The organism is Pseudoalteromonas sp. ASV78 (assembly GCF_047806705.1).
GTDB classification, from domain to species: Bacteria; Pseudomonadota; Gammaproteobacteria; order Enterobacterales; family Alteromonadaceae; genus Pseudoalteromonas; species Pseudoalteromonas prydzensis_A.
Genome location: NZ_JBLOPA010000001.1, coordinates 318,003 through 337,093, shown reverse-complemented (window position 1 = coordinate 337,093; position 19,091 = coordinate 318,003). Strand labels below are relative to the sequence as shown.

Below are 19,091 nucleotides of genomic sequence, written 5' to 3'. Positions count from 1 at the left end.
AGCTAACGCCACCTAAATAAACCCAAAGGCTTAAACGCAAAACGCGCATTACATAGAATGCGCGACTTCAAATCAGTAACTAAAATCGCTACTCATAAGTATGGCAACAAGAACTGAGAAAAATTAATTAAACAAATAACTTATCTCAAAAACTTGGTTGCGGGAGCCGGATTTGAACCGACGACCTTCGGGTTATGAGCCCGACGAGCTACCAGGCTGCTCCATCCCGCGCCAACTGGTATCAAACTATCGATACCTATCTAGCTAATCAACTAAGCTAAACAATGGCGGCTATTATAGAGAGGCTTGGCATAATTAGCAACCAAAAACTGGTAAAGAATACCTAGACTATAAACTGCAAGATTAGATACCAGAACAATTAGCTATAATGAAGGCGCAACTAGCGCTGCGCAAAGCAAAAAATAATCGCGATCATTTTTTCAAATCAGTTTTAATAACAAACAATGACACTCGGATCAAAAACTTCAGCGTTACTCTTGCTGTTTAAGCAGCAATTACTGAGGTTAATTGATGGCACTGTTGGACATTTTTTATAGGTTTACTTACCCTTTGTAGCCCAGCGTCTATACTTAGTCTTCTACGGCAATCTGCATAGTTTAGATTTTTTAAGAGGGCTTATCATGGGTGTATCAGCTCATCATCAAAAAATATTATTACAGAGCATAGCAATAATAAAACCCAATTTTCACTGTTTTACAGTCACTTTTCATGTACAGCTGAAACGTCATGCACTGACTATGCAGTGGCCTAGCAGTCAAGAAATAAGTGAAAAAAGTTATTTATTGTATTGCTCATTAGAACGTACTGTTACCCATTTAGACTGCTTATTGTCTGTTCTGCCTTTTATTCAGCATCACGCTAACAACCTAAGCAAGAGTGGTCTCACGTGTCAGGACGTTGATTTATTAGGCGATGCGTTTATCGCGGCACTAAAAATTCATCTAGGCAAAGAATTCACGCCAAACTTAGAAAACGCTTGGCGTTATGCCGTTAGAATGTTTAAAAGCATTGTAAAAAGCTACTTATTTAATACCAATAACATCGTTGCTATTAATAAGTCAGTTCAACAGCAAATGAGTTCATAACACGCCCAGTGCTTATTGCAAAGTGGCTAACTCTTGTAATAAACGGTCTATTTGGCGTTGTTCAACATCGATTAACGTTGCATACTTTGACGTTAAAGCGGTCATTTTTCGCGACAGTGAATTATCAAAAACCGCATCCGCTAAATTATTCGGTTGCTCGCTGGCTTGAGTTTCAAGCGCTGCTATTTGCCTATCCATTTGCACTTGGTAAGTATCTATTTTTGATTGTCTTTGTTCAATATCACGTTTGATCTCTTGTACGCGAATAAACGAATCAATATCTTTGCTCTGGGTTGACTGCTCGTCAATTTCTGAGCTGTTTATCACCGTCTGTAAACCCTGCTTTTCTTTTAGCAGACGATCAATGTCTCGCTGTTCACGCTCAATTAACACATTATAACGCTCGGAAACATTGGCCATTTGATTAGCGATTGCCGTTTCTTTCTTGGCACCGGATAAATTATTTAATTGCGCAGCAGATTGCTCACTTAATCCAGCGATCTCTTCGTTCATTTTTTCGCTAAGGGTATCAATCTTATCTTGATGCTGTTGGATATCCGCATCAATTTGCTTTGTGCGGATATAACTATCAACGCCCGTCGTATCCATATTTCCATGAGTAACAATATTACCGGGGACGGCTGGGTTTTGCTCTTTCACCGTAATAAGTTTTGCATCGTCCCCACACGGAAATTGACTAAACTCCATCACCCCATTTTTCTCACATTGATAAACGCTCGCATGCAGTGGTGCAACAAAGCACAGCGTAATAACGCAAGGTAAAATAACTTTTAATGTTCTAATATTACACTGATGTTTGTTCATAAGCCGACATTCCCTCGTTTAGGTAGCTAACCTACACAGTTTTCTTCTACCTATATACCACTACTTTCAGAATTAATAAATGCGATCTAAGCAGTAACTTAGTGCGTATATAATTACTTTGGGCAAAATCTATAATGTATAAAACGCTGCGATTTATTTTTGGTGATCAACTTAATGCCAGCCACAGTTGGTATAAAGAACAAAATCAAACGCAATACCTTTATGTCATTGCTGAATTAAAACAAGAAACAGATTATGTAAAACATCATATACAAAAAGTAGCGGCGTTTTTTGCAGCAATGGAAAACTTTGCCGCGGCACTCAAAAAAGCGCAATTAAATGTGCTTCACTTAACGCTCGATGATACCCAAAACGATGCTTGCATTACTTCATTACTAACACGCTTAGCAGAGCAATATCAGTGCCAGCACATTCAATATCAATATCCTGATGAGTATCGCCTACAGCAACAGATGCAGCAATTTAAATCACACAGCAGCTTAAAAATCAGTGGCTGTGATAGCGAACATTTTTTATTACCTTTTGCCGATATCAGCAACCATTTTAAAAAAGATAAGCATGTGAAAATGGAATTTTTTTATCGCATGATGCGCAAGCGCTTTGACATATTGATGCAAGATAATGCTCCACTAGGCGGGCAATGGAACTTTGACCAAGACAATCGTCACAAATTAAAAAAAACCGATTTAGCCGCCATCCCTGAACCAAAAATATTTAGCAATAATATTGCAGCTATTTTACAGCGCATAAAAAAACACCAGATAAATACCCTTGGCCATTGTTCAGCAACCTTATTGTGGCCAACCAGTCGCGCACAAGCAAAACAATTACTCGCTTACTTTTGTACTCACCTACTCCCCTGCTTCGGGCAATTTCAAGACGCAATGACCTGTCAGAGCTCGTACCAATGGAGTTTGTATCATAGCCGTATCGCGTTTGCACTGAACACTAAAATGCTGCACCCAATGCACGTTATTAAGCAAGTACTGGCTGAATTTACCGCACGCCAAGATCAGATCAACCTTGCCCAAGTTGAAGGGTGTATTAGGCAAATTTTAGGCTGGCGAGAATATGTAAGAGGGATTTATTGGCAAAATATGCCCGCTTACGCAACTAAAAATGAACTCGGTGCCAGTCGCCCGATACCGGATTACTTTTGGAGTGGCAAAACAAACATGAACTGCATGAAGCAGGCAATCACGCAAAGCTTAGAGACCGCCTATGCACATCATATACAACGGTTAATGATCACCGGTAACTTTTGCTTATTAACCGGTATTGCTCCTGATCATGTTGATAACTGGTATTTAGGCATTTATATCGATGCCATTGAATGGGTAGAAATGCCAAACACCCGTGGTATGAGTCAATTTGCTGATGGCGGCCTGATCGCCACAAAACCGTATGCTGCAAGCGGTAACTACATAAACAAAATGAGTGATTACTGCAATAGCTGCCACTACAAGGTACAACAAAAAACTGAAGCTACGGCTTGCCCGTTTAACAGCTTATACTGGCAATTTATGCACAGCCATCAAGCGCGATTAGCACACAATCCTCGTATTGGCATGATTTATAAGAATTGGCAAAAGCAAGATGCAGCTCAACAGCAAGCCATTCTTAACAGAGCGCAGTGGTGCTTAGATAATATTGAAACGCTTTAAAATAATACAAAGCCATCTATTGCAGCCATAGAAAAGCCGCCTCAACTGAGGCGGCTAAAAATAACAATTAAATCAGGGGAAAATAATGTCAAAGGGTTGGTTATTTACCTTCTAGCAAGTTACCACTGCCAATTTCAATTTTACGTGGTTTAAGTGCTTCAGGGATCTCACGTTGCAAATCGATGCTAAGTAAGCCATTGGCTAAATCAGCGCCGAGTACTTTTACGTGGTCACCTAGCTGGAATTTGCGTTCAAAATTACGCTCGGCAATGCCTTGATGAATAAATTTGCGCTCTGCGCTGTCATCTTTATCGGCTTTAATACCTGCCACTTTTAAGGTGTTGTTTTCTGACTCTATCGTCAGCTCATTATCACTAAAGCCGGCAACAGCCATAGTAATGCGATATTTGTCTTTATCGAGTGCTTCGATGTTATACGGAGGAAAACTTGGCTGCTTGTCAGTACGAGCTGCCGCATCCATTAAAGATGCTAAATGATCGAAACCAATGAATGAACGATAAAGTGGTGATAAATCTACTGTACGCATAATAATATCCTCATATTTAAGCGATATTTTGCATGTGCTTTTCGGTTGAACAAGCGCAGGCAAAGTTTAATTAATAATATAAATTTCAATTACTTCTGTTTAGTTGGGACCCATCAGGCGTCCTCACTAAACTATATATGGACGGCAAAATTGTTTTCAAGATTATTTTTGAAAAAAGTTTTATTTTTTTCAAAATCTCTTTTTACCTACTCAATAAAATGAGCACAGAAGGTTTGCTTTTCAAGTCTATAAAGCGTAATTAGGAGCATTAACTTTAGAGGTGCAGATGAAAAAAATAACAAGTTTGTTAGTGAACATCATAATTTTAGTTGTGGTGTTTTTTGTAGTGACTACATATCAGCAACGCAATTTACTCAGCTCAGATAGCAGCCCTGCCCCGTATTTTAATTTACCTCTGCTCAATGACAGCGCACAACGTATGGATATTGCGATGCTCAAAGGCAACACCACCGTAGTGTATTTTTTTGCGCCATGGTGCACAATTTGTCGTTACAGTATGCCAAACCTAGAAGCGGCACTGGTTGATTCTGATATCACTGCCATTGGCATCGCGCTTGATTATAAAAATGCACAAGAAGTTGCGCAGTTTATTGACGAACTTAAGCTAACAATGCCCATTTTACTCGGCGATAAACATACCCAAAGTAATTATAAAATCAGCGCCTTTCCTACTTATTATGTGGTGAATGAGCAACTGCAAATAACCGCCCGTGCAATGGGCTATTCAAGTCAATTAGGTATTACTATCAGAGCCCAAAACTAAATGTAACAGCTTGTAACACCTCCCTACACTTACCTACATTTGCGTACAGTTTACTACGTATTTTTATATCTTTTCTCATTACTATAGGCCGCAGTCACATTTACTCATAACCATGGAAGAAACATGTTAGCCACCTGCTTGCCATCACTTTATCGTTTAACGCCACTGGCGTTGTGTTTGCCATTTTTAACGCACGCCAACATTGATGCTAATGAAGAAACAATAGAGCGTCTTGAAACCGTTTATAAACGCAGTAGCATTACCAGTGAAATAACCGAAAATACTGAAAAACTGATCACTATGCCCGGTGCTATGGGCGACCCACTGCGGGCTGTATTTGCATTGCCAGGCGTTGTCGCCGCTGGCGGCTCAATGAGTGAACCGGCGGTACGTGGCTCATCGCCCGATGATAATTTGTTTGAAGTGGATTTTATGCCTGCCGGCTATATTTTTCACGATTTCGGCAGTTCTATTTTCAACAAGTACATTATTCAAGACTTTCAACTTTACTCAGCCGGTTATGGCACCAGCTACAGCAACGCCACCGGTGCCGTATTTGACGTAACACTGCGTAACCCTAAATATCAGCCGATTACTACCACGCTTGATGTTACAATGTTTAATGCCGGTGTCTTTGTTGAAGGACAACTCACGCAGAACACAGCGTTTTATTTATCAGCACGTAAAAGTACATTACCGCTGTTTTTCTCCAAAGGTGAAGAGCTTGAAAACGACGATGGTGAACTCAGTGGTGTCACCATTAATGATCCGCCGGATGATCATGATTATCAAGGCAAATGGATCTGGGATATAAACAATCGAAACGCGCTAACCGTGTCATTTACAGGCGCTAAAGACTCGGTTGCAGCGGGCTTTAATCAACGCGCTGAACTATCACTAAAAAACCCTGAGTATCAAGGCGATGCTGATTTTATTCGTGAATTTACCAGCCAAAGTATTTTATGGGATCACTTTCATAAAGACTTTCATTTACGCTTAGGCGTTGCTGCGCTCGAGCATTCTGGTCGCTTGGAATACGCTAAACGTGCCACACTAAGTGATGGCTATTTTGATGAAGAACAACAAAAGCAAATCACTTATAAAGGACGCTTAAATTGGCGTGTTACTAAAGCCCAGCAACTGGTGTTTGATGCCGCCTATTTTGATAACGACAGCACGTACAGTTACGATAGTTTTCAATATCTTTGTACCGAGCTCGATCCTGATTGCGATCTAAACAAAGGTGAGCGAATAACGGGCAAAGACAAGCTAGCCCTTGATAAGTACTTTGTTGGTGTTAGCCATATTTGGGATATTAACGAACAATGGCAAAGCGAAGTCGGCGTGCAATATCAAAGCAATGATTACACTGATGAAGATTTTGTGATGCCACGCCTTGCACTTAGCTATTTTATTAATGACAGAAATAGCATAAATGCTAAATACGGGCATTATAATCGTATGCAAGATATTGACTACATATTGCCTGAACACGGCAACCCGAAGTTACGTTCGCAAACCTCCAAACACAGCAGTTTAGGTTTTGCACAAGAACTTGCCGATGAGTGGACATGGTCTATTGAAGGGTATTACAAAACCATGGACGATTTACCGTTGGCATTAAACAATTATTCCGATGCAGCAATGCGTTACAGTAATGATGTCACTGGGCGAGCTTACGGTGTTGATCTATTAATAAACAAAAATAAAACGGATAAATGGTATGGCTGGCTTGCGGTTAGTTATGCCAAAAGTGAACGTACTGACCAACGCCAAAATATCACCCGGGATTATTACGCCGATACCCCTTTAGTTGTCAACATGGTGTTTAATTACCAAATCAGTGAGAAATGGCAAGGCGGCTTTAACTTTACTGCGCGCAGCGGCCAAACTTACACTCCGATTGTTGGTGTCACAGAAAATCCCGAATTCAAAGGGCGTTTTTTACCACAATACGGTGATCCATTTTCTGAGCGTTTTGATGTTTATCATCGCCTTGATCTTCGTTTTGAACGTCAAACCGACTTTTGGGGCTTAGATGGTGTGTTAATTTTAGAATTAATGAACGCCTACGGCCAAGCAAACACCAGTAGCATTGATTTAGATTATCAAAAAATAACCTCCACTAATGATTTAATTATCAAAGAAAACGAGGACGATTTTGAAATGCGCCCTTCAATTGGCTTTAGTGTAACGTTTTAATTACCGATACTGTATCCGCTTTAATAGGCACTTAAGGTGGATACAATCATTAAAATAGAACAGCATAATCGTTTTTTTACGCTGTGTATTTTTTCTCAATTGGTTAAGATAGATATAAATCAAATCGAGGAGAGCGATATGTTAACTGTAATTTTTGGCCGTGAAGGCTGCCCTTATTGTGTACGTGCAAAAGATGTTGCACAAAAACTAGCAAATGAACGTGATGATTTTAAATATCGCTATGTTGATATTATTAAAGAAGGCGTGAGTAAAGCCGATTTAGAGCAATCAGCAGGTAAGCCTTGCCCAACCGTGCCACAAATCTTTATTGACCAAGCACACATCGGTGGTTTCACCGAATTTGAAGCGTACGCCAAACAGAATCTTGGACTTTATCAATAAGTTCTGTATCAAATTTGTTAATCAATTTGATTTTTTAAAATCAAATTGATTAAATTATGACCAACATCAAACACATAGAAATTAGTTGTAATTTATACAAGCATTTGCCTCGTAAATCCTATACAATGCGCGCCTCTTTAAATTCGTTGAGGCGTATTAATGTCAGAACCAGTCACGTTTGAATCTCTAAATCTTTCTCCTGCAATTTTGAAGGCAGTTGAAGAGTTGGGTTACAAGACACCATCTGAAATCCAAGCTCAATGTATACCGTTATTGCTAGAAAGAAAGGACGTACTGGGACTAGCTCAAACGGGTACAGGTAAAACCGCAGCATTTGCACTGCCATTACTTAATAATATTGACCCGTCTGTGAAGCAGCCACAGATCCTTGTACTCACACCAACCCGTGAGCTTGCGATCCAAGTAGCTGAGGCATTCGAACAATATGCTAAACATGTTCGTGGTATTGAAGTATTGGCACTTTATGGTGGCCAGAGCTACAGTATCCAACTAAGTGCACTTCGTCGTGGCGCGCAAGTTATTGTCGCGACTCCAGGTCGCTTAATCGATCATATTAACCGTGGCACTATCAAGTTTGACAGCTTACAAGCTCTTGTACTTGATGAAGCCGATGAAATGTTACGTATGGGCTTTATCGATGATGTTGAAAACATCATGGAAAAAACGCCGCGCGAAAAGCAAACATGTCTTTTCTCTGCGACCATGCCTAAGCAAATTCAAAACATCAGCAGCAAATATATGAATAACCCTGAACAGGTTCATATCTCTGCGCGTAACTCAACGGTATCATCTGTTGAGCAAGTGTTTTGGAATGCCAGCGTACACAAGAATAAAGCGATTGTTCGCTTTTTAGAAGCTGAACAATATGAAGGCGCGATTGTTTTCGTACGTACACGTAACGATACAGTACAACTTGCTGAGTTATTAGAGCGTGAAGGTTTCTCTGCCGCTCCACTTAACGGTGACATGAACCAGCAAGCACGTGAACGCACCGTAGAGCGCTTAAAAAGTGGCATGCTGAACGTTGTTATCGCAACAGACGTTGCAGCACGTGGTCTAGATGTTGACCGTTTAAGCCTTGTTATCAACTACGATATCCCACAAGATTCTGAAGCCTACGTTCACCGTATTGGCCGTACAGGTCGTGCTGGTCGTACTGGTAAAGCGATTCTTTTCGTAAAACATAACGAACGTTATTTACTTAAAAATATCATTCGTCATACGAATTCAGATATTGTACAAGTTGAATTACCAACTGCAAAAGTTGTTGAAGAAAAACGTATCGAAGCGTTACAAGCTAAATTAGCGATTGCGCTTGAAAACAAAGATATTACTTTCTTTAATGAAGTCGCAGCTAATATGGCGCAAAAGCTTGAACTTGCTCCTGAAGACCTAGCGGGTGCGTTACTGTGTTTAGCACAGCAACAATCACCAATTAAGGTTGAAGAAGTTAAGATCCAACAACGTGAGCGTAGCGAACGTAATGACCGTAACCCACGTGAGCGAAATGATCGTGGTGACCGTGGTCGTCGTAACGAACGCAGCGAGCGCCCAGCACGTGACCGTGATGCTAAACCACGTGAACGTAATAGCCGTGATGCAGGCCCTATGGATACGTACCGTATCGAAGTAGGTCGTGAACATGGTGTTCAAGTTAAGAACATTGTTGGCGCTATCGCTAACGAAGCTGACATCTCAAGCAAGTTTATTGGTGATATTCGTTTACACGACAATCACAGTACGGTTCAATTACCGCAAAACATGCCTAAAGATGTACTTGATCATTTCCAAAAAGTGTTTATCTGTAAACGTCCAATGGGCTTAACATTAACACAAGATCAAGGTCCTGCTGAACCACGTGCTGAACGCTCTGAGCGTCCATCAGGTGACAAAAAACGCAGCTTTAACAAAGATGACAGTGCACGCGGTGATAAGCGTAGCGGTCCTCGTAAAGAACGTCGCCCAGTAAGCTTCACCGCTAAATAAGCAACGACTCTTTAATAAAAAAACCTTGCCATGAAAGTGCCAAGGTTTTTTTGTGTTTGGAATTTGAAGGTAATAGGTTCAAGGTGAAAGGCTTGAGCAGCTAGGCGTTAAATTTTTAACTACATATTAAACTTGGAAAATTAACCGTAAAATATAATTTAACCTTTATTAAAAATAACTCTTTAAAAAGAAATTCAAATTTTATGTGTTTGTAATTATTATTAATTTCTATCTGGGCTGACTTCTCAATACTTCTGTTATAAAGCACTCATGTCGAAAATCGTCAGCGGTATATTCATCTGCCTTAACATTAGAAACTGAACTGTATTTTATCCATAAATTTAAAATATCGACTAAGGCACTTTGTCTTTTTTGAGAGAAATAAAAGCTATATTTAGATTCTCCATCGTCAAGAAAGCTAGTTTGTAATGCGTAAATATCTATAATTAATTTTATAATTAAAGTAATAGGCTCTTTTTGAATTGAAAAGTGGCGAATACCTATAGCATGGCAAACTTGTAAAAGAGTCGCGTCCATAATCCCTAAAAGATATATTATTTTTAAGGTATATATATTTATAGAATTCTCTTGTTCTATTTTTTGCTCTTCCGAAAAGTCTGGAAACAATAAGTTTATAAACTTCAGCTTATTTCGTTTAGTGTTTGCTATTTTCCCTAACTCAAAAACCTTAGCCTCGAATAGTTTCATAAATTCATATATATACTCTATTTTTTCAATATCTATCTCGAAATATGGATCTTCTTTTTTTGTTGGTTTTGGATAAAAACGTGTAAAAATTATTGTGGCATCTTCAGGTCGAATGCATTTAAAGTTACCATTGAATATAACTGCAGAGAATTTTTCTTTAAATAGAGTTAACTCTTTATGATAGAGATCTATTTTATGCTCAAATTCTTGCCTTTCTATTGTTCTTTTCTGGTAATTCAAATTAGATTGAAACTGTAATGCTCGAAAGTTAGCGGTTGCTAAAGTAGCAAGAGGTAATGCTGAACCTAAAATCCATAAAGGAACATTCATATACTCTAAGAAAACAGATAATGTTTCTTTACTCGGCCACTCAATTGATAGTCCATCGTTTATAAAAATAAAACTCATCAGTAAAGAAGATAAGCTAACCGGTATAATTATGGCTATCCAAAAATATGAATATGTGAACACACTACTAATCTTTTTATTGTTATTCATATACTTTAAGTCCTTCAGTACACATTCAAGGTAAAAGTCATTATTTAATCCGATTAAATAAATTATTCTTAATTTAAGATTCGAAAAAGCCCTACCACTTTCGCGGTAGGGCTGGTATTAGAACTTATCATTTATACTCTATTACGGTACAACTGCTGGGTAGACGTAACTTGCGTCTAAGCCAAGCGGGATACCCAGTGCCCAGTAGCCGAGTAAAAATAAGCTCCAACCGATTAAAAAGGCGATTGAATATGGCAGCATCATCGCGATTAGTGTGCCGATGCCGGTGCCTTTGACGTATTTTTGGCAGTACACCACGACCAGCGGGAAGTAAGGCATCAATGGCGTGATGATGTTTGAACTAGAATCGCCCACCCGATAAGCCGCTTGGGTTAGATCCGGTGAAATACCCAGTTGCATTAGCATAGGCACAAACACCGGGCCTAACAGCGCCCATTTAGCTGAGCTTGAGCCAACAAACAAGTTTACAAAACCTGTTAAAAAGATAATGCCAACCACAGTAACAGCACTGGGTAACTCCATGGCTTTTAATAGTTGTGCACCTTCAATTGCAAGCAGTGCTCCCAAGTTTGATTTACTAAATGCGGCAATAAATAACGAGCAGAAAAACGCCATAACAATGTAATAGGCCATGCCGCCCATTGCTTTACTCATGGCATCGATCATGTCTTTAGAGCTTTTAAAGGTGCCGACTACAAAGCCATACACAGCTCCCGGGATCCAAAACAATAAGAAAATTAGCGGTACGATTGACTGCATTAATGGCGAACTAAAATTAGTTAACGAGCCATCACTACTGCGCATTGCAGAATCTGTTGGCGCTGATACATACGCTAATAAAGCAAGGCCTGCAACCATAACGCTACTTGCAATAAAAAATGCCCGTTTTTCGTCACTGCGCGCATCTGCAAACACGGGCAAGTCTTCTGTATTACCATCAACCGCTGTTTTTTGTAACCGTGGCTCAATAATTTTATCGGTGATATACCAGCCTAATAAAATAATAAATAAGCTTGAAGCTGAGGTAAACGCCCAGTTATTTAAAGGGTTAATCGACATGGTAGGGTTAATTATTTGCGCGGCACTTTGAGTAAAGCTTTGCAGTAATGGATCAATCCCTGAAGGAATAAAGTTTGCCCCAAAGCCACCACTTACCCCAGCAAATGCAGCGGCAATACCTGCCAGTGGATGACGCCCTGCGGCATAAAAAATAACCCCAGCCAGTGGAATAACTAACACGTAACCGGCATCGGTTGCAGTATGGCTGACAATAGCAACGAGGATAATTGAAGGCGTAAGTAGTTGCTTAGGTGTTACTTTAAGCATTAATTTAAGGCCTGTATTAATAAAGCCAGAATGTTCGGCCACACCCACACCAAGCATAGCCACTAACACCACACCCAAAGGTGCAAAGCCGGTAAAGGTTTTTACCATCGATGATAAAAAGGTTGCTAACGAATCACTCGCCAACATGTTATTAATAATGATGGCTTCGCCAGTACGCGGATCGATTGCATCAAAAGTAACGCCAGAAAACCACCACGACAGTAGCCAAATTAATAACATGGCAAACAAAAAGATGATTGCCGGATCCGGGAGTTTATTACCCACCCGCTCTACAAAATTTAAAAAACGCGCCACAATCCCGGTTGGCATTGCCGCATCATTATTATTATTCATTTCACTTGTTCCCTAGAATTTAGACTGTGCTACTTTAGCGTATATAGGGAATGAGGTAAATTTTAAGTGAACAGAAAATCCAGCCCTCAAGAAATAAATATGCACTAGATACAAAAAAACGGCATAAATGCCGCTTTTTGTGACGTAACTGTAGGGCATCTTTAAGCGAGTGCTTTTACTTCATCCCATAATCTTACTACGAGGGCTTTGTCTTCTTCGTTAAGCTCGCCATTGCGATACGCTTTCACTAAGCTTTTTTCAACGGTCTCGTTCAGTTCATCGATTTCAAGGTTCAGTTCTTCAACTTGCGCATAACCTACCGCTAAATCAAAATGGCCTCGTAAATAACCACCGGCAAATAACTCATCATCAGTGGCTTTGATCACTAAGTCATCAAAATACTGTTGGGCTGCATCTATATAATTTACTAAACTCACTTCTATTTCTCCTGATTTTGCAGGGTCTTATACCAATCACTCTTGATGGCCTACTGCATACATAATATGGTCGTTAAATCCTGTGGTTACACGAATAAAACCGCTTAATTCATCGTCCAGCTCACTATCGCCCGTATCACAAATAAGCGGGCGGCCGTTTAAAGCCTGTAATTTAGTTTTGGTAGCCACCACGATAATATTGTCTTTACCAATAGCGCGGATAAGTGCGGGGCTTAACTGTTGATTGCCACGGCCAAAAATATGCCCTTGGCCACCAATTAGCGTGATCACTAATTTAGTGTCGCGTTGATGGGTCATCGCTAATAATTGTTCAGCTGTAAGGTCTTGCGCAATTAAGCTTTGATCTGCAACTAAATCAACACCTAATAAGCTATTTTCAAGTCCCATTTCTTGCATAATAGCTGCAACTGTTGAGCCACTGCCCATTACATATAGCGTATCTTCATCCATTTCACTGACAACATGGGCGGCAATATCAGCCAATACCAGTTCGTCGGTTTCTTTACCGCCATTTTTAACCGCTTGTACATAACGTACTTCACTGGGTACTTGCATTTCGCCATAACGTTTTGCTTTAACAGTGCCTTGGCGAAACGCATCTTCGTCAATATCCATTACATCGGCATCGGCTAGGGTCACTAACTCACCTTTGACCAGCATTTCAACAACCCGCCCCGCAGCTTTTGGGGTGATGGCATAAACGCCTGAATGAATCTTACAACCGGCAGGAATGCCCAGTGCCGGTACGCTATCTTCAACCGCATGGCAAATATTGCGCGCGGTGCCATCGCCACCGGCAAATAAAATTAAATCAACACCAAGCCGTTGCAATGCCTTGGCTGCACGCTCGGTATCATCAGCGCTAGTCTGTTGCTCGCTTTGATACATAACCTCGGTATTAAAACCAAGTTCATTAGCGACGCTTTCACCCATTGAGCCATTAACAGTATAAATTGTTATTTTGTCTTGATAAGGCAATAACACCTCAAGCGCTGCCTTAGTACGTAAATTAGCTTTGGGCTCAGCACCCAGCGCCAGAGCTTTTGCCGCAACGCCATCGCTACCTTTGAGCGCCACACTGCCACCTAAACCAGCAACGGGGTTTACAATTAGACCTAATTTAAACTGCATTACTGAACTCCTGAGGATGTTGCCATACAAACTGCGCTGCAGTTAAAGGCCATGGCGTACTGTAAAATTCGCTTAACGCTTTTAAAAGTGTCGTAGTACGGGGATTAAAGCCTATTTTTAGTAACTGTAAAAGTTGCTTATGTACTCGCGCCTGAAAATCAAAGCGACAGGTTTGCTCACCATTTAAATTATCAACCGAGACATTAAACTCAAAACCTGCAGCAACACTCAACGCCCACTCGATTGCTTGCGGTTTTACTTCAACCGCTTCAAATTCTGCTTGCTGGGCTTTATCACGGCCATCAGGGCAATACCAATAACCATAATCCTCAAGCAAACGGCGTTTATCACCCGCCACCAGCCAGTGAGCTATTTCGTGCAATGCACTGGCATAAAAACCATGGGCAAACACAACTTGGTGGTACGGCGTTTTAACATCAGCGGGAATATAAATAGGCTCATGCTCACCTTTGACCAAGCGTGTATTATGGCTATGGTAAAAAGTGCGTTCAAAAATAGATATTAGATCGGCTATTTGCTGCATAAAAGTCTGATTAATTCGCCTCGGTAAAATGCAACGAATGCACATTAAAATCGAGGCGAATTGTACGGGCTTTTCAGGGGAAAGTAAAAAGCCTTAAGGTACCTAGCCCACTTATAAGTTGTAATAGTGAGTATTCAGATAAACCTCATATTAAATATAAAACTAAACGACTACCCCACTCAGTTACTGGACTAAATGGCGGGCTAACAAGCGAGTGTTACGGGTGTTTGCTTTAAAGTACGCATCAAAAACATCGCCAATAACCGGTAATAAACCGCCAAAAAAATCAATTAACATATTAATAATAATGCGTAGTTTAATCCCCCAGCCGACACCAAGGCGCTGTGCTTCAAAAAGTACATAGCTAGATAATAGCAAGCCAGCTAAATCGCCAACGACTGGCAGTATACCAATAAGAGACTCGGCGCCAAGCTTAAAATTAGTAAAGGGAACACCAATACTACTATCAGTAAAACGGCTGAATTTCTCCAAACGTTGCAGTACTTCTTGATGTGATGTTTTAGTGTTCATAACGCCCTCGTTAATAGTCGTAAAGATGAATTTTATCAATAACATATCATCTTATGCGTAAATGAATAACGTATTTATCGCTAAATGAAAAGCGCATAGTATTAGCTTACAGCAACTCCCGCTTCATCGCTCTCTACAATATCGCTCTCGCATAGTGCTTGGGTTATCCAAAGTTGTAATACTGGGCAATTCAGTACTTGCTCACAGTAGCGCATGGCTGGTTCAGATAAGCTAATTTGATAGGTTTTTAACCTTAGTACGATAGGCGCATACATAGCATCAGCGATACTAAATTCGCCGAACAACCAGGCATTTGGATAAATACGTTGTTGCTGGCTGAATATGTCATCAATGCGAGTAATGTCTTTTTTAGCCGCGTCTGACAACTCAACCTTTCGCGTAGCGCGGATATTCATGGGCATTTCATTACGCAGCGCCATAAAGCTGGAATGCATTTCTGCACTTAAACTGCGCGCTGTGGCTCGCTGTACAATATTTTTAGGCCAAGCTGCCTGAGACAAATAAGCATCATTGATGTATTCACAGATTGCCAGTGAATCCCACACCTGCAAGTCGCCATCAATTAAGGCTGGCACTTTTTGCACTGCAAAACTGTTTTTAAGCGTTTTATAAAACTCAGGAGTATCGAGTACTAACTGCTGCTCAGCAAATTTAATATTGAATTTACTCATTAAATACCATGATCTGAGCGACCAGGTCGAATAGTTTTTATTACCGATAAATAATTGCATTTGCGTTCCTTAGTAGTGTTTAATGGCTTTACTATAAAGCAGTGTTCAAGTAATTACTTGCCAATAGTTTTTATACAATACATAAGTAAAATTGATAGATGAGTTGAATATGGATTTAGACGCCCTACGTACTTTTTGCGCTTTTGTTGAAACTGGCAGCTTTACCCGTGCAGCACAACAAGTATGCCGCACTCAATCTGCGGTCAGTATGCAAATGAAAAAGCTCGAACAAGAGCTGGGGAATCCATTATTTATCAAACAAGGTCGGCAGCTGGTGCTATCTACGAGTGGGGTTCATTTAGCCAGTTATGCTAAACAATTATTAGCACTGCACGATGAAGCCTATAAGCAACTTAAAACCGGTGGCGGGCAAACCCGAGTACGCTTAGCTTGTCCAGACGATTATGCTGGTTCTGTGTTGCCTAAAGTCGTGGCATTATTACATCAGCACCTGCCACGGCTAGACTTACAAATAAACTGCGCACCAACTGCTCAGCTCAAAGCACAGCTCGATCAAGGCTTACTTGATTTAGTGATCGCAACGCGCTCACCCAGCTCTGAAGAAGGTTACTTTTTACAAACAAGTAAAGGTGTGTGGGTTAAAAGTCCCGAATTTAACTATCAACCCGATATGACTTTGCCGATGGCAATATTTCAACGAGATTGTAAGTTTCATCAAGCGGCTGTTGAAGGGTTATTAAAGGCTGAACGCCAATTCAACATTATTGCCTGTTGCGGCTCAGTGAGTGCATTAACTGCGCTGGTTAAAGCCAATTTAGCCGTAGGCGTGATGGCTGAAGTAAGTAACATCAGCGGGCTTGACATAATTGCGGACTCAACTCTGCCCGCCCTGCCAATGATTGATATTGTGCTATTACATGCAAGTCACACCCATAGCCCAATAAAAAGAGAGTTAGTAAAGCTAATAGCAGAAAATTATAAAATGCTTACTGATGCAGATTAGATTTTCAACATACTTGGTCTTTTTAATGACTAAAGTAAAAAATCAAGGTTAAATTATTATCGCAGCCGCACTAAAGTACGTTTTCTTTTTGGCTCAGTGAGATACAAAAACTGCTTATTGTCATGGGAAGCATTAATTAGCATGTTCCCTGCATTATTTGCGATGAACCGCTTTTTTGCGTTGCGGCCAGATAAATCCATTGTATTAATTTCATAGCCATCATGTTGTTCCAATGTAACCGTCAATGTTTGTTGATCGACGGCAAGGCCAATAATATCTTTATCATCTGTGTGCCATAATGTCTCCAGATTGCCACCTTGATCAAGCCGAAACACCTGTTGGTTGTTAGAAAAATAAATCTGATCGTGTTTATCTAAAGCCATCGCATAGCAAGTGAGTCGCTCTCCTGAGCCGCTAAAGGATGTTAAACTTAATGTTTGTAAGTCTAATTTTGCAGGGTGGAATGTAACACCATCTTCAGCGCGATATGAAACCAAAATCGCATCCTCATTATTAAACTTTTCTCTGAGGTAAAATGAATGATGCGGGTGAGGTATTGCTTGGTAGCCGCCGTTATTTAAATCAATTCGAAACAGTTTATCTTTGCTTGCGGTGATCACTTCATCGCCATTTTTTGACCAAATAACCCCAAACAACTCTTCGTTATTAGGGTTTGCAAAAATCAGCGTTTGTGTACCCTTATCATATAAAAACAGCTGTTTTAAACCAAAGCGATGGGATTCAAAAACAAACCTCGACGAATCAGGCGAGAATACCGGTAAAAAATCCACCGAAGAGGTATCGACGAGTTTTTCATACTGCTGCGGTGCTGTATTTGTTGCCCGAATAATATCCACATCAATGTTAACAAGCTCCATTAAAATTTCCTCACCAGAGGGCGTGAAAGCGGCATCGCGAATAATTTGATAGTTATTAAAGGCGATATCAGTTGAGTTACCTAGGCGATCAATGAGCAGTAAATTATTTCTTTTACTTAACAGTAAATGCTCTCCATTAGGATGCCAACTGAGCCCTAGTATGCCATCTTCAACAGTAGCAATCGTTGCAGTACTAGCATCAGCCAGAGTAAGTAACTCAATTCGATACTGATTTTGCCCCGCCTCATAGCCCAGCGCTAACTGTGTTTGATCTGGCGATAACGCATGTAACAGCAACCAATCTTGGCCAACTGAGGGTTTAATTACCTGCTTTTGTTTCGTTTCTAAACTGACAACTGATAGCTGCGTAGCGTTATCGGCTTTTCGCCGTTCAATAAAATAAATCTGATTGCTATTCGTCCACTGTACTTGCTGACTGGTAACTAAATATTCATCGAATTCAATTACCTTGGCGTAATTTAAACTCGTTAAATTAATCAGATCCAAATTAAAATATGCAAGCTGACTGGTGTTATTTTGTTTATTAATAAACGCAAGCGCCCGATCATCAGGGCTCCAACCTAAGCCATAATAAGTCGATGGATTTTCTGACAGTGGTACTTCTTTACCCGTTGTTAACTCTTTTAACCAAATTTGCTGATGACCTTCATCACCGCGTACAAATGCTAAATACTTGCCGTTATGTGATTGCGATTGGTAGGATTCATTTTCTTCATGAGACGTGACCGGCACCAGCACGGAGAAGTCAGTTTTAACGGCCTGCGTTGCAAAAGCGAACCAACCACCGACTAAACATACGATTGTCACCGCAATAAAAACCAACAGAGGCCACTTTACTGTCTGCGAATTTTCTTCTTCATTAAGTTCAAGGCAGTAGCCCCGTTTTGGGTGAGTAATAATATATTGTGGTTTTTTAGAGTCTTCTTTTAATGCCTTTCGCAGCAGGGCAATACTACGTTGCACATTACTCGGGCTAAACACTGAATTTGGCCACACAGCGGCAAAAATGTCTTCTTGGCTAACCACATTGCCTCTGTGAGAGTAAAGAAATTGCAGCACAGCCATGACTTTAGGTTCGACAATTTGCACGCCATCAGCAGATGAAATTTTACCACGGCTGGCATCGACAGCAAAACGTCCTATTCGAAATTGACCCACTTAACAATCCAATAAGTTTTTATAAATCAAAGATTAAGATTTTCTTAAGATAAATTCAAGGGTTATTACATTGTCCTGTAAATTAACTCGCTGAATGATTAGCCATCGTTTAATAATGAACTAAAAAGATGCAACGTATTCTATCCACATTAATCATTTTTATAAGCGCGTTTTTACTATTTCAAATTC

The 19,091-nt window shown here is 40.3% G+C and carries 17 protein-coding genes and 1 tRNA gene; 7 read left to right on the top strand and 11 right to left on the bottom strand.

Annotated features, from left to right (window positions below):
• Nucleotides 1-154: 154 nt before the first annotated feature.
• Nucleotides 155-231: transfer RNA gene (locus ACMVDV_RS01505), tRNA-Met, on the bottom strand.
• A 410-nt stretch (nt 232-641) separates the two neighbouring features.
• Here ACMVDV_RS01505 and ACMVDV_RS01500 point away from each other — a divergent pair.
• Nucleotides 642-1,106, top strand: coding sequence for a globin (locus tag ACMVDV_RS01500; protein WP_416156945.1), 465 nt, complete (start codon nt 642-644; stop codon nt 1,104-1,106).
• A gap of 12 nt (nt 1,107-1,118) precedes the next feature.
• Here ACMVDV_RS01500 and ACMVDV_RS01495 read toward each other — a convergent pair whose 3' ends face one another.
• A complete protein-coding gene (locus ACMVDV_RS01495) occupies nt 1,119-1,931 on the bottom strand; it encodes a DUF4124 domain-containing protein (protein ID WP_416156944.1) in 813 nt (270 codons plus the stop codon).
• 134 nt (nt 1,932-2,065) lie between these two features.
• Between ACMVDV_RS01495 and ACMVDV_RS01490 the strand changes: the two genes are divergently transcribed.
• Nucleotides 2,066-3,616: a cryptochrome/photolyase family protein gene (locus ACMVDV_RS01490; RefSeq protein WP_416156943.1), complete on the top strand. Its 1,551-nt coding sequence runs from the start codon at nt 2,066-2,068 to the stop codon at nt 3,614-3,616.
• Between the two features lie 100 nt (nt 3,617-3,716).
• On the opposite strand, the gene ACMVDV_RS01485 is transcribed toward ACMVDV_RS01490, so the two are convergent.
• On the bottom strand, nt 3,717-4,163 hold the full coding sequence (locus tag ACMVDV_RS01485; protein ID WP_304183131.1) for an Hsp20 family protein: 447 nt from the start codon (nt 4,161-4,163) through the stop codon (nt 3,717-3,719).
• Nucleotides 4,164-4,449: 286 nt separating this feature from the next.
• Here ACMVDV_RS01485 and ACMVDV_RS01480 point away from each other — a divergent pair, with 286 nt between their 5' ends.
• The 4 genes from ACMVDV_RS01480 to ACMVDV_RS01465 all read left to right on the top strand — a co-directional run bounded on the left by ACMVDV_RS01480 (nt 4,450) and on the right by ACMVDV_RS01465 (nt 9,558).
• A complete protein-coding gene (locus ACMVDV_RS01480; RefSeq protein WP_416156942.1) occupies nt 4,450-4,947 on the top strand; it encodes a TlpA family protein disulfide reductase in 498 nt (165 codons plus the stop codon).
• 123 nt (nt 4,948-5,070) lie between these two features.
• A complete protein-coding gene (locus ACMVDV_RS01475; protein ID WP_416156941.1) occupies nt 5,071-7,149 on the top strand; it encodes a TonB-dependent receptor plug domain-containing protein in 2,079 nt (692 codons plus the stop codon).
• Nucleotides 7,150-7,287: 138 nt separating this feature from the next.
• Complete coding sequence (locus ACMVDV_RS01470; protein WP_416156940.1) at nt 7,288-7,551, top strand: GrxA family glutaredoxin; 264 nt, start codon at nt 7,288-7,290, stop codon at nt 7,549-7,551.
• Nucleotides 7,552-7,710: 159 nt separating this feature from the next.
• Nucleotides 7,711-9,558: a DEAD/DEAH box helicase gene (locus tag ACMVDV_RS01465; protein WP_145240410.1), complete on the top strand. Its 1,848-nt coding sequence runs from the start codon at nt 7,711-7,713 to the stop codon at nt 9,556-9,558.
• A 228-nt stretch (nt 9,559-9,786) separates the two neighbouring features.
• Here the strand turns inward: ACMVDV_RS01465 and ACMVDV_RS01460 are convergent, their stop codons facing one another.
• The 7 genes from ACMVDV_RS01460 to ACMVDV_RS01430 all read right to left on the bottom strand — a co-directional run bounded on the left by ACMVDV_RS01460 (nt 9,787) and on the right by ACMVDV_RS01430 (nt 15,881).
• Nucleotides 9,787-10,764 (bottom strand): hypothetical protein, encoded by a 978-nt coding sequence (locus ACMVDV_RS01460; protein ID WP_416156939.1) that lies wholly within the window; start codon nt 10,762-10,764, stop codon nt 9,787-9,789.
• A 141-nt stretch (nt 10,765-10,905) separates the two neighbouring features.
• Nucleotides 10,906-12,465, bottom strand: a complete 1,560-nt coding sequence (locus ACMVDV_RS01455; protein ID WP_416156938.1) for an AbgT family transporter — start codon at nt 12,463-12,465, stop codon at nt 10,906-10,908.
• Between the two features lie 161 nt (nt 12,466-12,626).
• Nucleotides 12,627-12,902: a YfcL family protein gene (locus tag ACMVDV_RS01450; RefSeq protein ID WP_064667638.1), complete on the bottom strand. Its 276-nt coding sequence runs from the start codon at nt 12,900-12,902 to the stop codon at nt 12,627-12,629.
• 36 nt (nt 12,903-12,938) lie between these two features.
• Nucleotides 12,939-14,054 carry an ATP-NAD kinase family protein gene (locus ACMVDV_RS01445; protein WP_416156937.1) on the bottom strand — a complete coding sequence of 372 codons (1,116 nt, stop codon included), beginning with the start codon at nt 14,052-14,054 and terminating at the stop codon, nt 12,939-12,941.
• On the bottom strand, nt 14,044-14,598 hold the full coding sequence (locus ACMVDV_RS01440; RefSeq protein WP_304185257.1) for an elongation factor P hydroxylase: 555 nt from the start codon (nt 14,596-14,598) through the stop codon (nt 14,044-14,046). Before ACMVDV_RS01440 ends, ACMVDV_RS01445 begins: the two co-directional genes overlap by 11 nt.
• A gap of 183 nt (nt 14,599-14,781) precedes the next feature.
• Nucleotides 14,782-15,129 (bottom strand): DUF4112 domain-containing protein, encoded by a 348-nt coding sequence (locus ACMVDV_RS01435; RefSeq protein ID WP_416156936.1) that lies wholly within the window; start codon nt 15,127-15,129, stop codon nt 14,782-14,784.
• Between the two features lie 101 nt (nt 15,130-15,230).
• On the bottom strand, nt 15,231-15,881 hold the full coding sequence (locus ACMVDV_RS01430; RefSeq protein ID WP_416156935.1) for a glutathione S-transferase family protein: 651 nt from the start codon (nt 15,879-15,881) through the stop codon (nt 15,231-15,233).
• A 109-nt stretch (nt 15,882-15,990) separates the two neighbouring features.
• Between ACMVDV_RS01430 and ACMVDV_RS01425 the strand changes: the two genes are divergently transcribed.
• On the top strand, nt 15,991-16,845 hold the full coding sequence (locus ACMVDV_RS01425) for a LysR family transcriptional regulator (protein ID WP_416156934.1): 855 nt from the start codon (nt 15,991-15,993) through the stop codon (nt 16,843-16,845).
• 56 nt (nt 16,846-16,901) lie between these two features.
• On the opposite strand, the gene ACMVDV_RS01420 is transcribed toward ACMVDV_RS01425, so the two are convergent.
• On the bottom strand, nt 16,902-18,902 hold the full coding sequence (locus ACMVDV_RS01420) for a winged helix-turn-helix domain-containing protein (RefSeq protein ID WP_416156933.1): 2,001 nt from the start codon (nt 18,900-18,902) through the stop codon (nt 16,902-16,904).
• Between the last annotated feature and the right edge of the window lie 189 nt (nt 18,903-19,091).

Coding starts and splice junctions, on each gene's coding strand:
- ACMVDV_RS01500 (WP_416156945.1), top strand. CDS start 642: ATGGGTGTATCAGCTCATCATCAAAAAATATTATTACAGAGCATAGCA.
- ACMVDV_RS01495 (WP_416156944.1), bottom strand. CDS start 1,931: ATGAACAAACATCAGTGTAATATTAGAACATTAAAAGTTATTTTACCT.
- ACMVDV_RS01490 (WP_416156943.1), top strand. CDS start 2,066: ATGTATAAAACGCTGCGATTTATTTTTGGTGATCAACTTAATGCCAGC.
- ACMVDV_RS01485 (WP_304183131.1), bottom strand. CDS start 4,163: ATGCGTACAGTAGATTTATCACCACTTTATCGTTCATTCATTGGTTTC.
- ACMVDV_RS01480 (WP_416156942.1), top strand. CDS start 4,450: ATGAAAAAAATAACAAGTTTGTTAGTGAACATCATAATTTTAGTTGTG.
- ACMVDV_RS01475 (WP_416156941.1), top strand. CDS start 5,071: ATGTTAGCCACCTGCTTGCCATCACTTTATCGTTTAACGCCACTGGCG.
- ACMVDV_RS01470 (WP_416156940.1), top strand. CDS start 7,288: ATGTTAACTGTAATTTTTGGCCGTGAAGGCTGCCCTTATTGTGTACGT.
- ACMVDV_RS01465 (WP_145240410.1), top strand. CDS start 7,711: ATGTCAGAACCAGTCACGTTTGAATCTCTAAATCTTTCTCCTGCAATT.
- ACMVDV_RS01460 (WP_416156939.1), bottom strand. CDS start 10,764: ATGAATAACAATAAAAAGATTAGTAGTGTGTTCACATATTCATATTTT.
- ACMVDV_RS01455 (WP_416156938.1), bottom strand. CDS start 12,465: ATGAATAATAATAATGATGCGGCAATGCCAACCGGGATTGTGGCGCGT.
- ACMVDV_RS01445 (WP_416156937.1), bottom strand. CDS start 14,054: ATGCAGTTTAAATTAGGTCTAATTGTAAACCCCGTTGCTGGTTTAGGT.
- ACMVDV_RS01440 (WP_304185257.1), bottom strand. CDS start 14,598: ATGCAGCAAATAGCCGATCTAATATCTATTTTTGAACGCACTTTTTAC.
- ACMVDV_RS01435 (WP_416156936.1), bottom strand. CDS start 15,129: ATGAACACTAAAACATCACATCAAGAAGTACTGCAACGTTTGGAGAAA.
- ACMVDV_RS01430 (WP_416156935.1), bottom strand. CDS start 15,881: ATGCAATTATTTATCGGTAATAAAAACTATTCGACCTGGTCGCTCAGA.
- ACMVDV_RS01425 (WP_416156934.1), top strand. CDS start 15,991: ATGGATTTAGACGCCCTACGTACTTTTTGCGCTTTTGTTGAAACTGGC.